Source organism: Bacillus sp. mrc49 (genome assembly GCF_002803435.1).
In genome coordinates, this window is the sequence record NZ_PHNG01000643.1 from 1 (window position 1) to 18,797 (window position 18,797).

General features: G+C 42.4%; 16 protein-coding genes and 1 pseudogene. 12 read left to right on the top strand and 5 right to left on the bottom strand.

Annotated elements, in window-relative coordinates; translation table 11 throughout:
- Together CVN76_RS07695 and CVN76_RS07700 are read left to right on the top strand one after the other, a co-directional pair.
- Positions 1 to 167 (top strand): annotated as a pseudogene (locus CVN76_RS07695) (LL-diaminopimelate aminotransferase); the annotation flags it as partial.
- A 63-nt stretch (positions 168 to 230) separates the two neighbouring features.
- Positions 231 to 554: an aminotransferase class I/II-fold pyridoxal phosphate-dependent enzyme gene (locus CVN76_RS07700; protein WP_100530806.1), complete on the top strand. Its 324-nt coding sequence runs from the start codon at positions 231 to 233 to the stop codon at positions 552 to 554.
- A gap of 120 nt (positions 555 to 674) precedes the next feature.
- Here the strand turns inward: CVN76_RS07700 and CVN76_RS07705 are convergent, their stop codons facing one another.
- The gene (locus CVN76_RS07705; protein WP_100530807.1) at positions 675 to 905 is read right to left on the bottom strand and encodes a hypothetical protein; all 231 of its coding nucleotides are present in this window, start codon (positions 903 to 905) and stop codon (positions 675 to 677) included.
- Between the two features lie 466 nt (positions 906 to 1,371).
- Here CVN76_RS07705 and CVN76_RS07710 point away from each other — a divergent pair, with 466 nt between their 5' ends.
- Positions 1,372 to 1,644, top strand: coding sequence for a phage holin (locus CVN76_RS07710; RefSeq protein ID WP_061143539.1), 273 nt, complete (start codon positions 1,372 to 1,374; stop codon positions 1,642 to 1,644).
- A gap of 180 nt (positions 1,645 to 1,824) precedes the next feature.
- A complete protein-coding gene (locus CVN76_RS07715; protein ID WP_100530808.1) occupies positions 1,825 to 2,304 on the top strand; it encodes a C40 family peptidase in 480 nt (159 codons plus the stop codon).
- A gap of 64 nt (positions 2,305 to 2,368) precedes the next feature.
- Here CVN76_RS07715 and CVN76_RS07720 read toward each other — a convergent pair whose 3' ends face one another.
- Both CVN76_RS07720 and CVN76_RS07725 read right to left on the bottom strand, forming a co-directional pair.
- The gene (locus CVN76_RS07720; protein ID WP_100530809.1) at positions 2,369 to 2,905 is read right to left on the bottom strand and encodes a GDYXXLXY domain-containing protein; all 537 of its coding nucleotides are present in this window, start codon (positions 2,903 to 2,905) and stop codon (positions 2,369 to 2,371) included.
- Entirely contained in the window at positions 2,898 to 3,956 is a 1,059-nt protein-coding gene (locus CVN76_RS07725) for a DUF2157 domain-containing protein (RefSeq protein WP_100530810.1), read from the bottom strand. Before CVN76_RS07725 ends, CVN76_RS07720 begins: the two co-directional genes overlap by 8 nt.
- A gap of 231 nt (positions 3,957 to 4,187) precedes the next feature.
- Here CVN76_RS07725 and CVN76_RS07730 point away from each other — a divergent pair, with 231 nt between their 5' ends.
- The 3 genes from CVN76_RS07730 to CVN76_RS07740 are packed head-to-tail and all read left to right on the top strand — an operon-like array spanning position 4,188 to position 5,847.
- Positions 4,188 to 4,508: a PadR family transcriptional regulator gene (locus tag CVN76_RS07730; protein WP_100530811.1), complete on the top strand. Its 321-nt coding sequence runs from the start codon at positions 4,188 to 4,190 to the stop codon at positions 4,506 to 4,508.
- Positions 4,505 to 5,056 carry a DUF1700 domain-containing protein gene (locus CVN76_RS07735; protein WP_100530812.1) on the top strand — a complete coding sequence of 184 codons (552 nt, stop codon included), beginning with the start codon at positions 4,505 to 4,507 and terminating at the stop codon, positions 5,054 to 5,056. Before CVN76_RS07730 ends, CVN76_RS07735 begins: the two co-directional genes overlap by 4 nt.
- The gene (locus tag CVN76_RS07740; protein WP_100530813.1) at positions 5,053 to 5,847 is read left to right on the top strand and encodes a DUF4097 family beta strand repeat-containing protein; all 795 of its coding nucleotides are present in this window, start codon (positions 5,053 to 5,055) and stop codon (positions 5,845 to 5,847) included. The genes CVN76_RS07735 and CVN76_RS07740 overlap by 4 nt, the downstream gene beginning before the upstream one ends.
- Positions 5,848 to 6,199: 352 nt before the next feature.
- Here the strand turns inward: CVN76_RS07740 and CVN76_RS30905 are convergent, their stop codons facing one another.
- Complete coding sequence (locus CVN76_RS30905; protein ID WP_157805600.1) at positions 6,200 to 6,373, bottom strand: hypothetical protein; 174 nt, start codon at positions 6,371 to 6,373, stop codon at positions 6,200 to 6,202.
- A gap of 220 nt (positions 6,374 to 6,593) precedes the next feature.
- Between CVN76_RS30905 and CVN76_RS07745 the strand changes: the two genes are divergently transcribed.
- Complete coding sequence (locus tag CVN76_RS07745; protein ID WP_100530814.1) at positions 6,594 to 7,790, top strand: MFS transporter; 1,197 nt, start codon at positions 6,594 to 6,596, stop codon at positions 7,788 to 7,790.
- A gap of 236 nt (positions 7,791 to 8,026) precedes the next feature.
- Complete coding sequence (locus tag CVN76_RS07750) at positions 8,027 to 11,992, top strand: hypothetical protein (RefSeq protein ID WP_100530815.1); 3,966 nt, start codon at positions 8,027 to 8,029, stop codon at positions 11,990 to 11,992.
- Positions 11,993 to 12,490: 498 nt separating this feature from the next.
- On the opposite strand, the gene CVN76_RS07755 is transcribed toward CVN76_RS07750, so the two are convergent.
- Positions 12,491 to 13,408, bottom strand: a complete 918-nt coding sequence (locus CVN76_RS07755; RefSeq protein ID WP_100530816.1) for a hypothetical protein — start codon at positions 13,406 to 13,408, stop codon at positions 12,491 to 12,493.
- A gap of 428 nt (positions 13,409 to 13,836) precedes the next feature.
- Between CVN76_RS07755 and CVN76_RS07760 the strand changes: the two genes are divergently transcribed.
- From CVN76_RS07760 to CVN76_RS07770, 3 genes are all read left to right on the top strand, one after another.
- Entirely contained in the window at positions 13,837 to 17,076 is a 3,240-nt protein-coding gene (locus CVN76_RS07760) for a family 43 glycosylhydrolase (protein WP_198512521.1), read from the top strand.
- Between the two features lie 165 nt (positions 17,077 to 17,241).
- Entirely contained in the window at positions 17,242 to 17,472 is a 231-nt protein-coding gene (locus CVN76_RS07765) for an excisionase family DNA-binding protein (protein WP_057914527.1), read from the top strand.
- A 178-nt stretch (positions 17,473 to 17,650) separates the two neighbouring features.
- Positions 17,651 to 18,670 carry an AI-2E family transporter gene (locus CVN76_RS07770; protein ID WP_061142509.1) on the top strand — a complete coding sequence of 340 codons (1,020 nt, stop codon included), beginning with the start codon at positions 17,651 to 17,653 and terminating at the stop codon, positions 18,668 to 18,670.
- The last annotated feature ends 127 nt before the right edge of the window (positions 18,671 to 18,797 follow it).

The window sequence follows — 18,797 nt, forward strand, 5'->3', positions numbered from 1 at the left end:
ATTTTGCCTATGCCTTGATTGAAAAGGCAGGGGTTACCGTTGTCCCAGGAGATGCTTTTGGGAAACAGGGCGAGGGTTATGTGCGGATGGCTTTGGTCCAGCCACCCGAGCGATTGAAAGAAGCGGCAGAACGGATAGGACTGTTCCTGGAGAAAAATCGATTGTAGGGAACATATTGGATAAGCTTATGAGTATCATCGACCGGTGTGCTGGCGATCGCTCACTAGTACATTGCCAAATTATCATTGCTATCCGATCAGGCTCGGGAATATGAAAGACGTCGGGATACCTTGATAGCAGGTCTTGCAAAAGCTGGGTGGCATGTGCCGAAGACATCGGCCACCATGTTCATTTGGGCCCGGATTCCAGCAGGGTGGAAGTCTCGCGATTTTGCCTATGCCTTGATTGAAAAGGCAGGGGTTACCGTTGTCCCAGGAGATGCTTTTGGGAAACAGGGCGAGGGTTATGTGCGGATGGCTTTGGTCCAGCCACCCGAGCGATTGAAAGAAGCGGCAGAACGGATAGGACTGTTCCTGGAGAAAAATCGATTGTAGGGAACATATTGGATAAGCTTATGAGTATCATCGACCGGTGTGCTGGCGATCGCTCACTAGTACATTGATAAAGAAAGAACGTCAATCAACGATTGAACGTTCTTTTTTTTTTGCTTATAGTCACTTACTTTTCATCACTCGATTCGAAATGAAATAGGCCATTACAGCTGAGAGCGCAGACATTATCATGACAGGCAATTGCGGCTGTGAAACCATACCGGGAGAACCGGCAATAAGAGTTGCCCCTGAAAAATCAGGAGTATATGCAGCAGTTAGAATCAGTCCGGATATCACTTGTAATATCGTGAATAACAATAGGAAACTAATTGTAAAGAAAAGATACTTCTTCATATGTTTCACCTCCTCTATTACATACGGATGATTTCTATGGAAGTTCCTTTAATTTACATTTTATTGTTGACGCTTCATAAATGTCCAAGCTTATTTACATTAGGAAAGTATAAAATGCCTTATATAGAGTATCAGGGGCTTGCAGCTGTAACTTACTTATTGAAAGGGGGAGTCTGTAGACTAAAGAGGCCGCATCCGATTATTAATATAGCGTGCAGTGCAATGGTACGGTCGGAGTACCATTCAGCAAAACTGTGGGAAATAGAGTTTCCATCCTTGTTTTCATGAAGGTTCTAGCGTTTTCCAACCCTATTTGGGAGTTTAAGAGAGAGGGACTATCAAGGAGACTAGATCGATAGATTATATGATGCATTTCCCGAACGGAAAAAGGACAAGCCGCATACTATATAGCAAGTCCGTATCTTTAATGAAACGGGCTTAGTATGATAGATAGGGGGGCATGGCAATGATCAACTGGAAAGTGCGCCTTAAGAATCCAACGTTTATATTCACGGTACTCCTTCCTGGGCTTTTGTTATTGGTACAGATGGTTGCGGCGTTCATAAACAATTTCATTCACCCAATCGGCTTTACCATTAGTGATGATGCATTGAGCGGGGCTTTGGGCATCATCAACTTTATAGCCATTACATTCTTTGGGGTCGGCGGTGTGATCGATCATACCACTAAAGGGCTAAGTGACAGCGAGAATGCTCGAAGTTATGATGAACCTAAATAATGGTAATCCATTGAAGATATAGAAGGAACCAGATAACACCGTTCAGGTTACACACGGTAGTTATCTGGTTTTTGTGTTTTAAAATGCTTTGAATGGATTGTGGATGTTTTTGACATGAAAACGAAAAAGGCAACATACATTTAAAATCGTGGTTCATTTTCAGTTTGGGGAGGAAAAAGAATGAGTTATCGTTTACCAGTTTCAAAATGGCTCGGGGCCATCGTTTTACTTGTGGCTTTACTGGGGGCATTCGTATTAAGTCCTGCCAATGCTTCAGCGTCTATCAATTATGGTGATGAAGTTGCCGCGTTGGCAAAGAAGCATGTGGGAAGCTCTTATAAATATGGTGGGACGACACCAAAAGGGTTCGATGCGAGTGGTCTGACCCAGTATGTATATAAAAATGCCGCGACAGAATTGAAGATTCCGAGAACTAGCGTCGATCAATATAAAACGGGCAAAGCCATACAACAAAAAGATTTAAAAACAGGAGATTTGGTGTTTTATGCCACAGGTAAGAAAGGGCAGGTTAGTTTTGTGGGAATCTATTATGGCAATGGCACATTTATCGGGGCCACATCCAAAGGAGTCAAGGAAGTGAAAATGATAGATAAGTATTGGAAGGAAAAATATATCGGTGCAAAACGGGTCATTAAGTGACTATGTAACGTTTGGATCACCATAAGAAAAAGGAGCCTCGAATTTTCGATGCTCCTTTTTCAATTCATTCAATGATAATATCGGTTAAAACAACATTGCCATTGCGAACTTTTATTACCGCCATCGAAGGACTAGTCAATGCATGCGACTCGATTTGCTTTGCTTTTTCCTCTGATGCGAAATAATTGTCCAGGCCGTATTTGATCTGGATGCTTGTGGCCTTTTTCAATTCATAAGGAATTTGCAATTCCCCTTTTAGGTACATTCCTTTGCTTGGTTTCTTTTTCGTTACGGAATCGACTTCATATAGTCCGCTGCCGTCTTGTTTCAAGCGTACATAGACCTTTTTATAATCTCCCATATTCCTTGCTTTGAACTCGGATTTGATCGAGTCGGCAAGTTGGGAAGGCTGAACCGTTTCAATGTCATATTGGAGTGCTACATAGCTGCCCCTAAACAAGTCTGTCGGATCGACGGGGGCCGTTTTAATTTTGATTTCTTCTCCCGTCATTGATGTCAAAAACGGAGGAAACGCCAAAATCAATAGAATCAAGACCGGTATGGAAAAAACGATGAATGGTTGGAATGCTGAATTATTCATGGAGATGGCCTCCTTTTTTTCGTTGGTTTTCAAAGAAAAAGCCAAACCCGATAAGCATGATGCCGCCGATGATGAATGTAAGCGATTTTGGCAAAAAGTCAAAGGAATCGAGATAATATCTGAAGATCAATGCACATATAATCACGATGCTGGTCAAACTGCCTTTTAGAATCAGATATAGCAGGAAAACAAAATAAGCTAAAGGGAACCAGATCGAAAATTCAAAGGTAAGGAAAAGTGCCGTAATGCCATGTAAGATGTGCCCTTGGATGTGAATGACGTTTCGTAATCCAGGTGTAACCGGGATGAAAGCCAGCAGGATTCCGAGCACAAACAGGATGGAAAGGACGATCGTATTCGAGTTTTCCAAATCAAGCTTTGGCACGAATTCCATTAGAAATAGGGCGATGGTATTGATGGCTAATGCATTAATGAAAAAGGCAGGATACTTAGCGTAATTGAATTTTTTCAAAAGGATGTATAAAGCAGGTAAAAACACAATGATGGCTAACGGATAAGATGTTTCATCAAGGAATATGCTTCCATTGATATAAATGAACAGCAGGAACGAAGTAAAAAGGAGGATGAAAACATCCTTTAAGTAATAGCAAATGAATACCGTTCCGATGGCCCACAATAGGAAGGAACTATTGAAATTGATGACAATGTTGAACATTTGTTCAATTAGGAAGATCCCAGCCCCGAATATTAAGATACCGACATAATGCAGGCTTCTTGCTGTTTTGGGATAGCGCAGCTGCCACTTTACACCAGCAACGTTCACTCCAATCAAGCACGCAATGATAAGCAGGAATTTCACGACTTTATCTAGATAGATCCAGTTACTGGCTACGAAGGTCAAAACGCCCAAACCTAACAGCAATGCCCCGATGGACAAGAGAATGGTGACGAAGCTCATATTCCCTTTCACGGCATAGGAACCTAACATCTTCTCTTTTTCTTGCTCGGAGATGATTCCTCCCTCTTCAAGGTAATTGAACTCATTTTTTAAAAAATCGAATTGCTTTTTCGTTATTTCTTTATGGTCCAAAATAATTCCCCCTTCCACATTTTACTATTATACAATGTATTCTCTCCCACCCTCGAATAGATATTGTTATTTTCCTTCTACCCTCAATGAAAGGAATATAACTAATTTTTTTTAGTACCTTGCAATAAACAATACCGTGTGGTAAATTATTTGCATAAGATGTATTGTTTGATGATCAGTACTGTTTATTAAACTATACCTAAAGATTCCTAAATGAGGAGTGATGGGTCCATGAATGTACAATTTAAGAAGGGTGTCCTCGAGCTGTGTGTTCTCGTCTTATTAGATAAGCAGGACCGTTACGGCTATGAGCTCGTACAGAAGATTTCAGATCAGATCGAGATATCGGAAGGGTCCGTATATCCGCTTTTAAGACGGTTGACGAAGGAAGAATATTTCACGACTTATTTGCAAGAATCGACGGAAGGCCCTCCGCGTAAGTATTATAAGCTTACGGAAAAAGGCCGGGATTACCTTCAAGAGTTGCTGACGGAATGGAATGAATTTTCCAATGGAGTCAATCAATTAATCAAGGAAGGTGTGAGCCAATGAATAAAGAACAGTTTTTAAAACAGTTGAATGACTCTTTAACAAGGCTTTCATTAGAGGAGCGGCAGGATATCCTGCAGGACTACGAAGAATATTTCGCAATAGGGATGGAGCAAGGAAAGACAGATCAGGAAATTTCCGCATCGCTCGGGAATCCTAAACAGATTGCCAAGGAACTGCTGGCCACCTATCATCTTGGCCAAGTCGAACAAACCACTTCTGCCGGTAATGTCATGAGGGCGGTTTGGGCCGTCATTGGTTTGGGATTTTTCAATCTCGTCATCGTATTGGGTCCTTTCATAGCACTGGTTGGAGTCGTCCTTGCAGGCTGGGCATCGGCGATAGCATTCATTCTTGCTCCGGCCGCCGCATTGCTTAACCTTATAGTGAGCAGCTTTCAATTATTTGATTTGTTCTTCTCATTGGCATTATGCGGGCTTGGGATTTTCATGGCCATGGGGATGTTTGTCGCTACGAGAGCCCTGACGAAGGGGTTCATTCGTTATATGAAATTTAACGCATCCCTTGTGAAAGGTGGTTTGAAAAAATGATCAATGTTAAAAAGTTATCGATCATAGCCCTTGTTTTGTTTTTGATTGGAGCAATAGGGAGTGCGTTTACGTTTTCCCAAGTGACGAATCAGAGTGCGACGACAGAGGTAAAGACGATTTCGGATGTCGTGACGGACATAAACATCTCTGCTGACAATGCCACTGTCGAGATCATCCGGACGAAGGGTCAGGAAACCAAGGTAGAGCTGGTTTCAAAAGGGGTGGAGAACTCCAAACTGGATTTCACTGCAGATGTGGACGGTAAGAAGCTAACCGTGAAATTGAAAAATCAGCTTACCTTTAGCTTTGGTTTCCATATTCAATCTCTACATTTAAAGGTTTATGTGCCCGAGAGAGCGTATAAATCCTTAGCAATCAAATCCGACAATGGTAAAGTGAAAATATCGGATTTGAAAAGTGAACATGTGAAAGTGAAATCGGAAAATGGCCGAATCGAATTAAATGAGATACTTGCGAAAAAAGTTGAAGTGAATTCTTCGAATGGAGCGGTGGAACTCGATCATGTTGAAGGTGAACTGGTTGGATCCTCGAATAATGGCAAAATCATGCTGATCACAAAAGACTTGGATAGGAAGATCAATCTCGAAAGCGATAACGGTAAAATCATGATTCAAACGGAAAATGAACCAACAAATACGACTTTCGATGTCTCGGTCGACAATGGTAAAATCGATATTCTTGGCAAGTATAAGGGCAGTACGGTCATTGGCAAGGGTGAAAACCTGGTGAAATTGGAAACGAATAATGGGAAAATCGAGATAACGAAATAGCAATCAATGAAAAAGCCGGCGAAAAGAAGTCGGCTTTTTCCCTATGCGGCCTGTTTATCTTTCCGGATTTTGAATTATGGTAATACAGGTTTAAGGATGAACCAAAGACGGAAGCCACTATTTGCTGAAACAAGGTGCTGAGGACGGAAAATAGGCAACAGCAAGGGCGGCACCTGCGGAGAATTCGATTCCAGCTGACGGAACAATCCTTTTTCATCTGTAAATCAACTAAGAGAGAAACAGGGAAATTCAGATCATGACAGAGATGCTCGCCGTTTTTCCGCTTGTCAATCTACCATGGAAGGGAGAATGTACTAGAGGAGGGGAAGGGGGCGATAGCTGATACCTTCCCCTACTTTAATTTTTTCATAATATGATATATCGTGACTTGCATTCCTAAAATACCCAAAATCAATAGGGCTATTATGATGAACGGTCCTGAATCCTCATCTAAGCCGAATAGTAAGAGAAGGAATAAACCTGCACTTACGCCTAAACCCAGGATCATGTTCAATAGGAGTTTCATAGGCAACTCTCCCTTAAAGTTTTTTTGCTTACATTATAAAATAGTTTTAAGGCCATTGCATAATCATCCTTTAATTTCCTCCACTTGACGGGGCAAATCGATGCTTATTGTCATATTGGGGTTTTCTTTATATATATTTAGGTACACGAAATAAATCGTTAGCTTCTTGCAACCATTTTTAGTAAACTGGCAAAGACAATTATATTTAGAAGGTGAAGGGATGAAGGAAACTTTAGTCGATGAACGGGTACGGGGTGCTGACAAGATCTGGACACGGGACTTTATCATGATTTGTTTAGCAAACCTCTGCATTTTCATGGGGTTTCAAATGACGATGCCTACGCTGCCGCTGTTTGTTGAGCAGCTTGGCGGGGATGATCGCCTTGTAGGGGCTGTGCTTGGCATTTTCACTTTTTCCGCCCTGCTAGTTCGGCCAATCGCAGGAAGGTTATTGGAAACGAAGGGAAGGCGCATCGTTTTTCTTGTAGGTTTAGCCATTTTTGCTTTGTCGGTGGGTTCCTTTGGCTTCATGGGAAGCATAGGTTTATTATTCATGATGCGGATTATACAGGGTGTAGGGTGGGGATTTTCTTCAACGGCCTCAGGGACGATCGCTTCTGATATAATCCCAGCGAAACGACGCGGCGAAGCGATGGGTTATTACGGTTTATCGGGAAACTTAGCATTGGCCTTCGGTCCATCCTTGGGGCTTTTCCTCGCCGCGGTTTTACCATTTCAAGAGTTGTTCCTGATCTGTTCAGTACTCGGTTTACTTGCCATCGTTACAGCGTCACTTATTCGATATCAAAAAGTGGAAAGAGATCCATCAATGGCAGCGGTGGCCAAAAGGTTCGATGTTTATGAAAAAAGTGCCATCCAGCCATCCTTGCTCATTTTCTTCATATCCGTCACTTTTGGTGGAATTGCCACCTTCCTCCCGCTTTATACAGCGGAAAAAGGCGTTGATGGAATCCAGTGGTACTTTTTGGTGTATGCAATGGCCCTGATGGTCACAAGATTATTCTCGGGCCGTTTATATGATAGAAGGGGGCATCGAGCCATCTTCATACCTTCGACATTGCTCATCATGGCTGGGATGCTGCTGTTGGCATGGATGCCTGGTGAAGCGGTCCTCTACCTAGCGGCAGTGCTTTATGGATTTGGGTTCGGTTCGGTTCAGCCGGCGCTTCAGGCATGGTCGATTGAAAAAACGCCACCTAACCGGAAGGCGATGGCAAATGCCACGTACTTTTCCTTTTTTGACCTTGGAGTGGGCATGGGCGCCATCTTGTTCGGGCAAATAGGCTATCTTTTTGGATATAGGAGTATCTATATTACAGCAGCATTTTCGATTTTCATTTCAATGATCGTTTATTTATTGATTATCAAAAGTGAGAATAAATTGAGCTCCCTGTAAGAACCGGGGGGGCTCTTGGTTCGCCCCTTGATAAGCGAGTGCTTTTATTGGAAAGGAGCGGCCAAGTCGCCACCTTTCAAAAAAGGATGACTTCCAGTGGAGTCATCCTTTTTTTATCCGTTCGTTTTAACCGGCATCATCCTGAATATTTAAAAAATGGAAAAAGTTTGTTATTATCGTAAGGAGCATATACATAGGATGATTAAAGGTCTTAGTGAAGGAGGGGGAATCTTGGGATGAATGATTCTTCTAGCGAAGAGATGACATTGGAAAAAAGGAAGCGCATTTTCCAGGAGGAGCTGGATGCTTTGTGGGAAGGGCGGCTCATTCCTAAATCAGAATATATCCGGATTGGCAGGGCTTACGACAGGTATTACCAGCTGGAACTTTATAAACAAAAACAGTTCAAGCAGGAGCGTGAACAATCGCGGGTAGGAACAGAAAAGATATTGGCTACAGATCCGATTGAGGAAGTTCAGGAAAGCCTGCCTAAAGAAAAGGCTTCATCGGAATTAAATGAAGCCGTTGGATCGGCCGAATCATTATTGCACGAAGAGAAGCACGAGGCGGTGCAAATGAGTTCCGCTTCCGAAGATGACCTGAAACGTACGAATACTCCGGACATGAAGCCGGAAAGCAAGTTTGTTAAACCGGTGAAACCGATAAAACCGAGAAAAACTAGTGAACAAATCAGGGAGCGGAATATTTCGGTCGTCCTGCTCACAGGGGTGATATTGCTTCTTTTAGGCGGAATGATATTGGCAACTTCGTCATGGGGGGATTTAAATGCGCTCCTGAAAGTTTTCTTCATCGGAATGGTAGCCGTCATTTTTGCGGGAATGGCCTTCATTGCTTCAAAGCTGAAAATTGAACAGACGGCGTTTGCATTCCTGACGCTGGCGAGTCTATTCATCCCGATTACCATTTTATCAGCTTCATATTATCGAATCTTTGGAGAGTACCTTTCACTTCATGGCGGGGGAGCTGCATTGCTCGGGTTTCTTGGCGGGTTACTCTGTTTGGCGGTATATGTTAAGATTGCGGGTTACTTTAAATCGAAGATATTCATTTTCATTTCCCTATTTACCTTTGGCATTACCTGCTACTTCGGTGTAGCTTTTGTAACGCCCACCCTTGACTGGATGTTTTTGGCGATTGGCATTTTTAATTTCATTCTATTATTGAATGTCGGAAGATTAAATGATGAGGAATATTTAACGTTATTCAAACCCTATATTTTTCAATTCATTCAGTTTAAGGTCATTGTGGAAGCATTCGTGATTTTGACGTTATTCGCGAGCAGCCTTACATATTCGTTAGCGTTGATTGTCTTTTCCGCAACGTTTTTCTTACTTGCCATCCATTTTCAAAAGAAATATCATGAAATGGCTTTTAGCGCTTTATTCACATATGGATATATCCACTTTATCTTTAACTCATTTTTAAGTGAATACAAGTTGATTGCACTGGCACTTGTACCAGTCATTTTTACCGTTTTGGCGAAATATCTGGATAAAGGGGAGCTGACAAAGCTTTCAAAAACCTTCATGCTCACCAGCCTGATTGAAAGTGCAATAGTTTTCTTGTATCTAAACGCGATGGCCTACCAGGAAAATTATGCGCAACTATTCATCGCGCTCATGATCGTTGCAGCACAGCTTGCCTATGTATCCCTTCGATCGAGGGATTCACGCTTCACCTACCCTGCTGTCGTGGCATTCAATTTTGCTTGTGTATATCTTTTCTATGCCTTACCTATCTCTTTTTCTACCGTTTTAAATCTGGTTTTTGCCCTTCAGGTCATGCTATATCTCGGGTTTTATTTATATAATCACCATCCAAGATACAGTCTGTTCAAAAGGAGCATCGTGCATATCACATCCATGATCATGCTAGTGGTACTTACGATTAAATTCAACGAAATGGATTGGCTTGCCGTCAGCCTATTCTTGGCCGCGATAGCTGGACTTTTTTTCATCACATATATAAAAGACGATACCAAGCATATGAAGGAAAATGCCATTTACGGATTTCCAAGCACACTCATCCTGGCTTTCGTTTCTTTCTATCCATATTTGCTGGAAAGTGGCGCTTGGGTCCGGACAAATATCCCGGTGAGCCTCTATTTAATGACGGTCTCACTTATTTGCATCGCTTGCGCTTACGCGTTCAAGAAGAGATTCCGTGAATTCTTCCCTATTTTTTACTATAGCGGCCAGTTTCTTTCCTTACTTGCCTTTCTGTGGATTCCTTTCGATGCGCTGCAGCCATTGGAGGTAAGCGGAGTGATTGCCCTGGCTGTTGCAATAAATAGTTGGTCGGTCCGAATACATCGGCAACATATATTCTGGGTGCCAGTCGTGCTTACAAGTGCTGGTTTATATGCATCACTTTACGATGTGTTTGATTTTAATTCTGTGGCGATGAAGGTTGCGTTCGTACTGTTCGGCCCGTTTATCTTTTTGCTGATAGGGGAGGTGTTAGGGAAATATTCGAAAAATGGGAGACTGTACTTCGTTTACGTGAGCCATCTGGTCAACTTAGTTGCGATTCCCGTTGGCTATTTTCTCATCACCCAAACGGAAAGCACGCCGATCCTCTTTGTTACTCAGCTATTGATGTATCTTTTGAGTGCTTTGCTCGCACAAGGAAAGTTGGAAAAATACGTGTATACGTATCTAGGTTTTTCCGTCCTTTTCCTACAGGTTCATTTATTTTTGAAGAATTTGGAGCAATTGGTGTTCATCGCATCAATATCCATGATGATAACCGTTGCGGTCATAACGATTCTGTGGACTGCTTCCAATGAAGGCTGGAAAAAAATCATCGGGTATTACCTTATTCCGTTCGTTCTTTTGACAATGGGCCTATCCATTTTGGAAACCGCACTCCGCGATTTTCCGCCTGCCTGGAAAGCGGCATGGGTTGGTCTGCTGACAGTACAATTCTTGCTTGGCTGGTATCTGCTCATGAAAGGGAATTGGCACAATTATGTTGTGATTCCTCTAAGCCTGGCATTTATCTTCTATAATATGTATGTACACACATTGTCCCTTGTTATGGCGCTTATCTTCCTGCTGGTATGTACGGCTGTGATGGTGCTTGCCAGCATCCGCCATTTCAAAGGCTTGGTCGAACAAGATGGAGAGAGTGGCTGGATTGATTATTATCGGATATATGGCTTGTTATATCTATGTGCCATGAATCTTGAAGTTTTCAGGAGCGTACAAGAGTTTGAGGAATTGGGGATCTTTGTTTCCCTCCTTCTGCCAGGCTATGTCATTCTGATGGGACGGTTCACAAAGGATAAAAGAGAAAGGTTCATCCATTTTTGGCTGACGGGCATTCTTGGTTTGTATCCATATTGGTCCATCATCCAATATGCGGGTTCGTTACAGCCCTTTGTTGGGATAACCGTCCTTTTTGCTTGTACGGCTTTCATGGTGATACTTAGCCGGAAGTATTTCAAGAGCTTGCTGAATAAAGACGGAGCAGGATTTCAATTGGATTTTTATCGGATCTATGGCCTGTTATTCCTCCTTGCCATGAATGTGGATGTTTTGACGGGGGAACGGGAACGGTTCATTTTGGAAATCATGGCAGCCATTCTAATTCCGATTTATTTCATCATGATAAGAAGCATGACGACTGGAATCATGGAAAGGAATGTTCTTTTGGCTGCAGCGATATTGTCCAGCCTTTATCCGTATTGGGTCATCATCAACCAATTCACGATACCTGCCGTCCTTGAAGAAGAGGCAGATATTTTGCCGCTCTTCATCGTCAGTACCATCCTGCTGAGGAAAATTTTCGTTAACGGCAAAACCACACAATATATCGAGAGTGCGATTGTCTTACTCTTATTTTTAGACTTGATTCTGGATGCGATGGCGAGCAACACCTTATATGATGCGCTCATTATCGGAACGGTATCATTGGCAGCGATGCTGATTGGCTTCATGATGAAATACAAATCGTATTTCATTGCCGGAACGGGCACCATTTTATTCAATATTTATAGCAATACTACTTCGATGTGGAGCGAGATGCCATGGTGGTTGTATTTGATCATTGGCGGTGTCCTCCTTATCGGAATAGCCTCCTTCTTCGAATGGAAAAAGCAAAAAGACAACCGGACATCGAAGGAAGTGCTTGAAAAAAATAAACAAAGAATCAAGAATTGGTTCAACCGCTGGAATTAATGAAGAAAAGTGGCAAAACAAAAAGGCTTTGGTATTCCAAGCCTTTTTGTTTTGGACAATATTTTGGATGTTTTGTACTTTGTCCGTTTCATAGCACTGCAGGTGCTCTCTTATCCAGAGGCGGTCCTTAAGCCTCCTCGGCTTTTACGCCTGCGGTGTCTCATGTGGACGCGCATTTCCCGCAGGAGTGTCGCGCCTTCCATTTCATTTCACTCTGCGTGAAATCGAAGATAGGTTCTCCATTGCCTGCAGTTCTGGTAGATTTGTACATAGCCGTTTCATAGCACTGCAGGTGTTCCCTTATCCAGAGGACGTCCGTGAGCCTTCTCGGCGTGTGCATTCGTGGGGTGTTTCCCTGGGTCTCTCATTCTAAGCAAGATGCCAAACGCGCTTCTCATCTTCTTCCGTTTTGTTCATCTTTTGCCAATCATAAATTTCCACTTCCCACTGATCTAAATTCGCTTGCAACACATTAATTAAAAATGGACCTTTTTGAGCTTAAGACGAGCAGGAGCTGCATGAAGAGCAGCTTGAAGATGAATCGGAATGGCTGTCATGGCTGCCACCATGGTCCCAGCTGTGACCGGAGTGAGCGGAGGAAGTTTCCGAATTCCCGAAAATGTCTTTAAAATCGTGATCGAAATCATCCGTACTGGCATACGTGAAATAGGCAGGAGCGGCGTAGTCCGTCTGATTGTAGATTTTCCGCCCATTCCTTTCTGTCAGGGGGCGATTCACTTTGAATTGGGAGGTGAAATGTTCAAAGGTCATTTCCGCTTGTTTACTTGTCGGTTTTCGCATATATTTCGCTTTTAGTTGCTCGAGCTCCATCGTTTCAAAATCGCGAAGAAACGACTGCCCTTTATCGTGTTTGAAGAACTTGCCCCATGTTGAAATCGAAATGGAATCCACCGTAAACAGCTGTACATAGAAAAAATCAAAAAGAGTCCGTTCCTCTGGCTTGAAAACGGGCTGAAAGTGGGGGTGATGCAAAATGCCCGTGCCGATGAAAGCTTGGCAAAACTGATCATACTCTTGTTTATGGTCCAGCATGATATGCCAAAGCTTATCGATGTCCGAATTAAACATTTCAACCTTACCAAATACGGCGGCCATAATCAAAAAGCGCTTCAGTTCACGCCATGCTTGGTTGACCTTTTCTTGCGGATCCCGGGGATGCTTCAGTCTGTATTCGGTATTGACCAGCTCCATATAGGCAACATCCAGTGCCTTGTTAAGCCTTTCCTGTAATGCATCGGCTACTATTTCGGATGCGTCTACATCCAAAGTTCGCTTATGGAACTGCCGGAACTCTTTTTGATAGCGTGCCAATTTTGCTGGTCGACCTTGCCGTTTTACGAAATTGACCAGAAGCACAGCAAAAATTGCCGCAAGGATGACATAAAAAAAGGTCATTTTGTCCACTCCTCTAAAATCCATGGATAGATTGCTTTAACATTATCTTACATCGTATTGGAAGGGTTTGTAAGATAGTACTGTAAATTATTATCGCGATGATGAATGGCAATATCCGTATATTTCCTGTTTGTTCATGACGTTCGATAAGAAAAGGAGATAAAACTGAAAATTACAAAAATGAATGTTTTATTATAAATACAATTTTTTTTATTATTTGTATGATGGAGAAAGTCAGATATCTTAACGGGATATATCGGGTAAAAAGACGGGGGGGATTAAATAGGACGGGTAAGTGCTTGTTTTGTGGGATTACTTTTGTCAAAAACGGAAATGAAGGACATGGAGAGCCTCGGATTCATAGAAATCAAGGCTTCCAACATCCATTTTGGCGGATGAAAATGAAGGGGAGAATAGGGGGGAGCATTATGAAAAGGGTATTAGGAATACTCTTGGCAGTCATCCTTTTTGCAGGCACCAATAACATAGCTATGGATGTTCGTGCTGCAGATCCAACCATGGATGGTCACGGATTGCTGGGTGAATTTTTTAAAGTCGAAAAAAATCCTGATGATCGAAATGATATCAGTGTATTCAAGTTCGATGATAAACGAGGGGAAAGGCCAGTCGCAAACTTAAATGGTGATTCGTTCATCGACATTTTTAATGAGTTTTCAGGAACACCAGATTTCAATACTGCCCGGTTTACAGGTACCATCGTACCGCAATATACCGAGGACTATACCTTCTCTATGGAAGGTGATGATGGTTTCAGGCTGTGGGTCAACGGAAAATTGATTATCGACTTTTGGAAGCAGGAATGGGATAAAGAACAAGTCAGTACGCCAATATCCTTGGAAGCAGGGAAACATTATGATATCAAGGTGGAGTATTTACAAGGCTGGGGCGGTTCCTGGCTTCGTATGAAGTGGGAAAGTGCAAGTCAGGTGAAGGAAGTCATTCCAGAATCTGCACTGTTCATGCCAATAGGGAAAGTCATTGCAACGAAAAAAGGTGAGCTGACAGCAGAAATTCAAAAGGTGGATTATTTATTGGGTAATTTTTCCAACGAAGTGAAAGAAAGCAGGTTAACCAGTCTGCTGGACACTAAAAAAAAGGCAAAGGAGCTGCTTGACACCATAGATGATCAAGGGGTCAGCGATCGGGATAAGGCAGGATTACTGATGGAGGAAACCAAGGCCGTATCGGTTGCCCGTTCCGATTTCATGAAAGATATGGGCGTCACAAGCTATTCCGTTTCAGACAAATTCAACAACCCGTTATATCAAGGACAGGACCCGTTCGTAACGTATAAGGATGGATTTTATTACTTTGTATCATCGAGTAACTTGGACTCTAACAATAAAGTGTATGTATCGAAATCGCGTACCCTGACTGATCAAGGGGAAAAGGTGATGGTCTTCGATTCCCAAGGAACACAAACACGCATTTTTGCCCCTGAAATCTTCTTTTTTGATGGCAAATGGTATATATATTATTGTGCCGACCTGAAAGAATATGATTACCAGCATATGGGGACGGTTTTGGAATCGGTCACGGATGATCCACAAGGAGAGTATGTCGATAAAGGTGCTTTATATCTAGGTGAGAATGGAAAGTATAAACAAGCAAATGACTTAACGGTGTTCGACTATAATGGCCAGCTATATGCCGTATGGGGCACCTTGGGTTCCGGTGAACCAATCGGGCCGGCCATCGTGCCAATGGATAATCCGTATACGATTACGGCAGATCGCTCCTTTTTACCGGGTGGCGGCGGCGAAGGTCCTCGTGTATTGCAAAAGGATGGAAAAGTATTTATTACCATGTCGGAAGGCAACTTTGCCGGAAATGATTATCGTTTATCTTATTTCACGAATACAGATGGGGATATCTTAAACCCGGATTCCTGGACACGGACGAATGATGTTTTCGTAGCTACCCGTGATGTGTCTGGCCCTGGCCGGGCAGCCTTCGTGAAGTCCGCAGATGGTTTGGAAGATTGGATGATCTATCATTCACGCGTATATAAAGATACTGGAGTTAACGGATGGCGCCAAGTGAATATTAAGAAATTCAATTGGAATGAAGATGGAACACCGAATTTTGGCCAACCTGTTTCTCCATTCGAGTGGCAAAAGCTTCCCTCCGGTGATTTAGGGCGAGGAGCCATGTATCAAGCGGAGGATGGGATTCACTATGGTGATATTAAAAAAGAAAATAGCCAGGCCAATTATCAAGGAACAGGTTATATCAACTTGCCGAAAAAAGCGGGTGCTGAAGCAAGTTTCGTTGTAAACGCAGAAGAAGCCGGTGATTATATCGTTGGCGTGAGATATGCCTATGGCATACAGGTGGATGGGGAATCGACAGATAGACCGAGGACGCAATTGCCTGCAAGAGCAAAAGTCAACGTATATGTAAATGGTATCCAAGTAAAAACCATTACACCAGATAAAACGGCAATCAGCTGGGAGGAATGGTTTACAGGTTCGGAACGTCTAAGTTTAAAGGCGGGTAAAAACGTAATCAGTTACCGGATCGATAATGGTAGCATCGGCAATGTGAATATCGATAATTTATCGATGTATAAGGCGGATGTGCCAAATCCGATCGTCCCGACGGTGCCTGTGACGAGTGTGACTGTGGAACCGAAGAAAACCGTGAATGTAGGAGAAACCTATCAATTCCATGCTGCGGTAAAGCCAGCGAATCATACAAGTACAATCAAATGGAACTCCAGTGATACAGATGTTGCAGTGGTGAATTCGATAGGGATGGTAACTGGGAAAGCAGTAGGGAAAGCTACCATTAAAGCAATCATTGATGATCAGGAAGTTTCGAGCGTCGTAACTGTACAAAAACCTTCGGCTGCAACTTCATTGGAAATCATCGGGAAGGACGGAGCCAGAAAAATAGCCGTAAAAGGAGGAACACTTCAATTATCAGCAAAAATTCTGCCTGATAATGCGACGGATAAGTCAGTAACATGGTCGGTCGAAAAAGGGAAAGAAGTCGCTAGTGTATCCAAAACAGGGCTTATAACGGCCAAGGAAAAGGGGAATGTGGTCGTAAAAGCCACATTGGTGAGTAACCCACAAATAACGGATACGTATAAGGTGAAGGTTGTCGGGTTAGACTCAATCACCTTGGAGGCAAATAAGGAAAAACTGTACCGGGACAAGATGGCAGACTTAAAGATCAGCGGGAGATATAGCGATGGGAAAGCGGCTGATTTGAGCGAAGCCACTATCAAGTACACGAGCAGCAACAAGAAAATCATATCGATAAGGAAGGGAGTCATCACTGCCCATGATCCCGGAAAGGCGATCCTCTATGTCAAGGTTAGCTTGAATGGGTATACCGTTAACTCGAACGCTTTGAAGATAGTGGTGAAAACGAGCATTGAATCCATTGAAAAACTTGTTGATGGGTATGCAGATGATGGTTCAATCGATAATCGATTGGCAGGCCAATTAAGCAAGCATCTAGATCAAGCCAAAAAAGAACACGATAGGGGACATGACAAGCAAGCAGTCAAGAATATGAAAAATTTCCTGAAACAACTGAACAAAAAGGAAAATGATAAGCATATTGATGATGATGTGAAGGAGAACCTAAATGCAGATGCCAATGCACTGCTGGAATCGTGGATAAACGAGAAATAGGCCGGGCCGGCTGAGGGTGCTCCCCAATGCAAATTGGGAACACCCTCTTCCTGATTAAAGGGATAAGAAACAGCCCAGGCAAAAACCTTGAAAGGACGGGGAAAATGCCAGCACTTCAAATAATGCCCGCAATCTAGTATAGTTAGAAGGAAAAGGGGTGAAGGCATGTACTTGACAGTAAAAGAGACTGCGGAATATTTATCGATGCCGGAATCTTATATCGAAAGCTTGGTCGCTCAAAACAAAATTCGCACCGTTCATGATGGTGAACAGCATTTGATTTTTAAAGAGCAATTCAATACACATCTTGAACAAATGGAGAAATATAAGAAGCAATTGGCTGACTATTATAATGAACCAATTCCAGAAGATATTGATGTGAAGGATGAAGATTAGCACTTGCCGAAACGGCAGGTGTTTTTTTAGTTCATCCATGTAGCTGGCATAGGACTAACTGATCATTCAAAAAATTTTGTTGTCAATGGTATGTAATTGTAGTAGAATCCCTCCATTCCGTGTAAAATAAGAGGTAGAAGGAATTATCACGGCAGAATGGTAGTTAGGAGATAGGTAAGTGGTAAAAGAGTATTTACAAAGTGAAGGTTTTTCTAGGTTAATTACATTATTAGTGTTGGTCCTCTTTTTAGTAAGCATCGGAAGTATGGTTAATATTGTCTTATTTACATTTGTTTTCACCTTTCTTATGGGGAGGCTGGAGCAATTTATCATGATTCGGCTGAATAAAGTGATGTATATCAACTCTAAAGTTGTTATAAGTTTTTTATATGTCGTTGTCGTTTCCTGTTTAGCCATCGTTCTTTACAAATATTTACCGGTCATCACGCTCCAATTCACGGAATTAGTCACGCAGATCGTTTTCTTCTTTCAACATCCACCAGATAGTAGGGTCATTCAATATGCCATTGATATAATGAACGAGCTGGAGTCGCCGCTCGATCTTCAAAAACAGATGAATACACTCTATCTTTATATATCCGATTTCGGTAAACTCGCATTTCAGATTTTCATTTCCATGTTGCTTAGCCTCTTTTTCTTATTGGAAAAAGATAAAATCATCCGCTTCACTTCTAAATTCAAGCGGGCCAAATTTAAATCGTTCTTCATAAACTTGGGGCACTTCGGCGTTAAATTCGTTAATTCATTCGGAAAAGTAATTGAGGTACAGTTCTTGATAGCCATTACGAATGCAGTGCTATCAGTAACATTCTTATGGATCCTTGGCTTTCCGCAGTTGCTCGGTCTAGGCATCATGATATTCTTTCTCGGTTTGATTCCGGTAGCAGGGGTCATCATTTCCCTCGTCCCTCTTAGCATGATTGCCTATAGCATCGGCGGCATGCCAAAAGTGATTGCGGTGCTGATCATGATCGTTGTGATCCATGCGATTGAAAGCTATATTTTGAACCCGAAATTCATGTCGGCAAAGACGAATCTCCCAACGTTTTTCACTTTCATCATCTTGTTGTTTTCCGAGCATTTCCTTGGGATATGGGGCTTGATCATCGGGATACCGATTTTCATCTTCCTGTTGGATATGCTGGATATAGAAGAGGTGAAAGAGCAAGCACCATAAAATCTTGTAAGCAGCGCCAGCTATACCGGCCGCTGCTTTTTTTTGTCTGAAATGTTAAAATGCGGGCTCTATTTGTTTTTAATATAATATCTAATCATGCTTTATACGAGGCAAAATTGAAAGGTTG